We start from the raw sequence: 4,511 nt of genomic DNA, 5'->3' as shown, positions 1-4,511 counted from the left end.
GGCCGGCGGGGGGCGGCAGCGCGCCGACCCTGGCGCCGGTCGGGCCGGCGGCTCCGGCGGTCGACGACGGCACCTGCACCGATGCCGAGATTCTGGTGACCGCGGTGGCGTTGCCGTCCACCGCGCAGCGCGGCACGGTGGTCGACCTCCAGCTGAAGATCAAGAACAAGTCCCAACGCACCTGCAGCCGGGACGTCGGGGCCGACCTCCAGGAGCTGTTCATCAAGTCCGGCGCGGCGAAGGTGTGGTCCTCCGACACCTGCGGCACCGGCAAGGGTTCGGACGTGCAGTCGTTCACGCCCGGCTTCGAGCGCCTCTACGAGCTGGGCTGGAACGGCCGGGACACCACCCGCTGCGCCAACGGACTGGCCGCCGGCCCGTACGCGCCGACCGGCACGTACGAGGTCTTCGCCCGGGTGGGCACCAAGCTCAGCGAGCCGGTGAAGCTGACCATCACCGCGTGAGCGGCGGGTCCGCTCAGACGTACCGCTCCAGGATGGACGCCTCGGCGAGCCGGGAGAGCCCCTCCCGGACGCCGCGGGCGCGGGCGTCACCGACCCCCTCGACGGCCTGGAGATCCTCGACGGTCGCGCCGAGCAGCCGCTGGAGGCTGCCGAAGTGCACCACTAGCCGGTCCACCACCGCCGCGGGCAGCCGGGGCACCTTGGCCAGCAGCCGGAAGCCGCGCGGGCTCACCGCCGCGTCCAGGGCGTCCGAGGCGGCCGGGTAGCCGATCGCCTTGGCGACCGAGACCAGGTCGATCAGCTCGGTGGCGCCGAGCAGGTCCAGCTCGACCAGCGCCTCGTCGAGGGTGCGCGACTTCCGGCCGACCGGGAGGTAGTCCCGGATGACCAGGGTGCGGTCGGCGTCCACGCCGGCCATCAGCTCGTCGAGCTGAAGCGCGAGCAGCCGGCCGTCGGTGCCCAGCTCGACCACGTAGCCGGAGATCTCGTCGGCGATCCGGCGGACCATCTCCAGCCGCTGCACCACCGCCACCGCGTCCCGCACGGTGACCAGATCCTCGATCTCCAGGGCGGAGAGCGTGCCGGAGACCTCGTCCAGCCGGAGCTTGTACCGCTCGAGGGTGGCCAGCGCCTGGTTGGCCCGGGAGAGGATGGCCGCCGAGTCGTCCAGCACGTGCCGCTGGCCGTTGACGTAGAGGCTGATGATCCGCATGGACTGGCTGACCGAGATCACCGGGTAGCCGGTCTGCCGGGCCACCCGCTCGGCGGTGCGGTGCCGGGTGCCGGACTCCTCGGTGGGGATCGACGGGTCGGGCATCAGGTGCACGGCCGCCCGGACGATCCGGGTGCCGTCGCTGGAGAGCACCACCGCGCCGTCCATCTTGCACAGCTCGCGGACCCGGGTGGCGGAGAACTCCACGTCCAGCGGGAAGCCGCCGGTGCAGATCTGCTCGACGACCTTGTCGTACCCGAGAACGATGAGCGCGCCGGTGCGGCCGCGCAGGATCCGCTCGAGCCCGTCGCGCAGCGCGGTGCCTGGCGCCATCAGAGCGAGGTTGGCCCGCAGTGGGTCGCCGCTGGCCCCGCCGACGCTCCCGGTCACGCTGACGCTGATCGGACGGGCGGGCGAGCCGACGGCGCCGGAGCGGGCGTGCGGCGTCGCCGCGGCGGGCTTGGTGGCATCGCGGTCGATCGGCACGGGCACAGTCTACGGACTGCCGTGCGGTGGGTGCTCTCGTGGTTACTGTGATGTGTCACGATGTCCCGCTCCCGCCGCTGATGACCGGTGCGCGAGCTGTCCGATATCGCCCAGCCGGTCCCACCGCTGCGTCACGGTCGGTCACTCGGCCGATGCGCGGGCGGCAGCCTGGAGCGCCGCGCGGACGTCGGTGACCTCGATCACCCGCAGCTGTTCCGGGGCCACCCCGGTGCTGCCGGGGCCGCAACCGGGCGGCACCAGGGCCAACCGGAATCCGAGCCGGGCCGCCTCCGCCAGGCGCCGGGGAACCGCGCCCACCCGCCGCACCTCGCCGGTCAGCCCGACCTCCCCGATCGCCACCAGATGCGGAGCGATGGCCAGGTTGAGACCGCCGGAGGCGACCGCGAGGGCGACGGCCAAGTCGGCCGCCGGCTCCACCACCCGGATGCCGCCCACCGTGGCGGCGAAGACCTCCCGGTCGTGCAGGGTCAGCCGCTCGGTGCGGCGCTGGAGCACCGCCAGCACCATCGCCAGCCGGGCACCGTCCAGGCCGGAGACCGTACGCCGGGGGGAGCCGGCGACCGTCGCGCCGATCAGCGCCTGCACCTCGGTCACCAGGGCCCGGCGGCCCTCCATCGCCACCGTGACGCAGGTGCCCGGCACCGGCTCCGAGTAGCGGGTGAGGAAGAGCCCGGACGGGTCGGCCAGGCTGCTGATGCCGCCCTCGTGCATCTCGAAGCAGCCGACCTCGTCGGCGGCGCCGAACCGGTTCTTGACCCCGCGGACCATCCGCAGCGACGAGTGTTTGTCGCCCTCGAAGTGCAGCACCACGTCGACCAGGTGCTCCAGCACCCGGGGGCCGGCCACCTGACCGTCCTTGGTCACGTGGCCCACCAGCACGGTGGCGATGCCGCGCTCCTTGGCCACCGCGACCAGGGCGGCGGTGACCGCCCGCACCTGGGTCACCCCGCCGGGAACGCCCTCGGTGCCGGTGGTGGAGATGGTCTGCACCGAGTCGAGCACCAGCAGCCCGGGCTTGACCGCGTCGAGATGGCCGAGGACGGCCGATAGGTCGCTCTCGGCGGCCAGGTAGAGCTGGTCGTGCAGGGTGCCCATCCGCTCGGCACGCAGCCGGACCTGGCTGACCGATTCCTCACCGCTGACCACCAGCGACGGGCTGCCCGCGTTGGCCGCCCACTGCTGGGCGACGTCGAGCAGCAGCGTGGACTTGCCGACCCCGGGCTCGCCGGCGAGCAGCACCACCGCGCCGGGGACCAGGCCGCCGCCGAGCACCCGGTCCAGCTCGCTGACGCCGGTGGGTCGGGCCCGGGCCGGGGCGGCGCTGATGGTGGCGATGGGCCGGGCCGGCTCGGCGGGCATCCGGGAGCTGACCACCCGGCCGGAGACCAGCGGCCCGGTGACGGTGCACTCCACCACCGATCCCCACTCGCCGCACTCCGGGCAGCGCCCCACCCACTTCGGCGGCTGGTGGCCGCAGGCGTCGCACTCGTAGGCCGGCCGGGGCTCACGGCTGGCCGCCCGGCCGCGGCCGGCAGCCGAACCGGCGCGCGGGGAGGTGGATCGGGAGGTGCTCACCCCAGGACGCTAACCGGGTGGTGCGACGAAAACCCAACCCGAAACGAAGACACCGCCGGCGTGGTGGTCACCACGCCGACGGTGCCGTCGACAGTTCGTCCGCGGATCAGGCGTGGCCGCCCTCGGTGCCGCCCTCCGCGCCACCCTCGCGGGTGATGATCGGCGAAGCCGGCGCGCCGGGGGTCAGCGGGATGCCGATCGGGGCCGCGGTCTTGACGGTCTTGCCGTTGCCGAAGTCGAAGACCAGGTTGACCTGCTGACCGGGGAGCAGGTTGTCCTTCAGGCCGACGAGCTGGAGGGCGCGACCGGCGGTGGCGCTGAGCTGCACGTACCCGAGGGCCGGGATGTCGATCCGGGCCGGCTGGCCGGCCGGGGCCGACTCGCTCGCCGAGGCCGACGGGCTCGCCGAGGCGGACCCACTGGCCGACGGCGAGGTCCCGAGCGACTGGCTCGGCGACGCGCTGGGGTTGGTGGCGGTCGGCGATGCGGACGCGGGCTCGGTCGCCGACTGGCTCGGGCTCGCTTGAGCACCGGTCGGGGCCGCCCCGGTGAGCAGGACCTCGCGGGCGCTGTCCGTGGTGACGGTCACGGTCACAGGGTCGCGGCTGTCGTTGTAGATCACGACGTTGATCGGGGCGTTGCTGCCCGCCTTGTAGCCCTCGGTGCCCGGGTACTGGACGTAGAGGCCGCGCAGCTTGTAGGCGTTGTCCGGCGTCTGTGCGTTGATCCCCTGGACCGACGGGACCTTGACGGCGGTCTCGGCCACCTGTCCGGCACCGCACCCGGACAGCAGCAGACCCGTCGCCGCCGCCGAGCCGGCCAGCAGCAGGGCCGCCCGTCGGGAACCCCTGATCGAGCGCGTCACGTCGGTCCTCCTCGTCAAATCCCCACCCGGCCGTACCCCGGGCACGGTGGCCATACCCGCGCAGACCGCGCTCCAGGGTAGTTGGGGCTGATCGAGGGCCGCACGCCGACCCGGTAATGCCACCCTTCCCGGCGGGGTTCAGACCACCCGACCGGTCGCCACCAGCAGGACCACATCGATGAGCGCGACCGCCATCACCGCCCGGAAGGCGAACACCGGGCGCGCACCGGCCGTGGCGGCGCGTCTTCCGCCGTACCAGCCGAGCGCCGGCACCAGCACGGCGGCCGCGACCGCCGACATGCCGGCCCACGACGGCCGGCCGGGCGGCCCGACGACCAAGATGACCGTGGCCGCGAGGAGCGGCCCGGCGGCGGCCGCCGGGCTGCTC

3 protein-coding genes and 2 pseudogenes are annotated in these 4,511 nt (G+C 74.0%); 1 reads left to right on the top strand and 4 read right to left on the bottom strand.

The window, feature by feature from the left end; translation table 11 throughout:
* Nucleotides 1-464, top strand: a pseudogene (locus DKL51_RS00535) (hypothetical protein); the annotation flags it as partial.
* 13 nt (nucleotides 465-477) lie between these two features.
* Here DKL51_RS00535 and disA read toward each other — a convergent pair.
* The 4 genes and pseudogenes from disA to DKL51_RS00515 all read right to left on the bottom strand — a co-directional run.
* Nucleotides 478-1,662, bottom strand: coding sequence for a DNA integrity scanning diadenylate cyclase DisA (disA, locus tag DKL51_RS00530; protein WP_109948383.1), 1,185 nt, complete (start codon nucleotides 1,660-1,662; stop codon nucleotides 478-480).
* Between the two features lie 141 nt (nucleotides 1,663-1,803).
* Complete coding sequence (radA, locus tag DKL51_RS00525) at nucleotides 1,804-3,258, bottom strand: DNA repair protein RadA (protein WP_109948381.1); 1,455 nt, start codon at nucleotides 3,256-3,258, stop codon at nucleotides 1,804-1,806.
* A gap of 106 nt (nucleotides 3,259-3,364) precedes the next feature.
* On the bottom strand, nucleotides 3,365-4,123 hold the full coding sequence (locus DKL51_RS00520; RefSeq protein ID WP_109948382.1) for a copper chaperone PCu(A)C domain-containing protein: 759 nt from the start codon (nucleotides 4,121-4,123) through the stop codon (nucleotides 3,365-3,367).
* Nucleotides 4,124-4,261: 138 nt separating this feature from the next.
* A pseudogene (locus DKL51_RS00515) lies at nucleotides 4,262-4,511 on the bottom strand (UbiA family prenyltransferase); the annotation flags it as partial.

It is taken from the genome of Micromonospora globispora, from assembly GCF_003857015.1.
GTDB classification, from domain to species: domain Bacteria; phylum Actinomycetota; class Actinomycetes; order Mycobacteriales; family Micromonosporaceae; genus Micromonospora; species Micromonospora globispora.
This window is presented reverse-complemented; position numbering and strand designations above follow the sequence as displayed.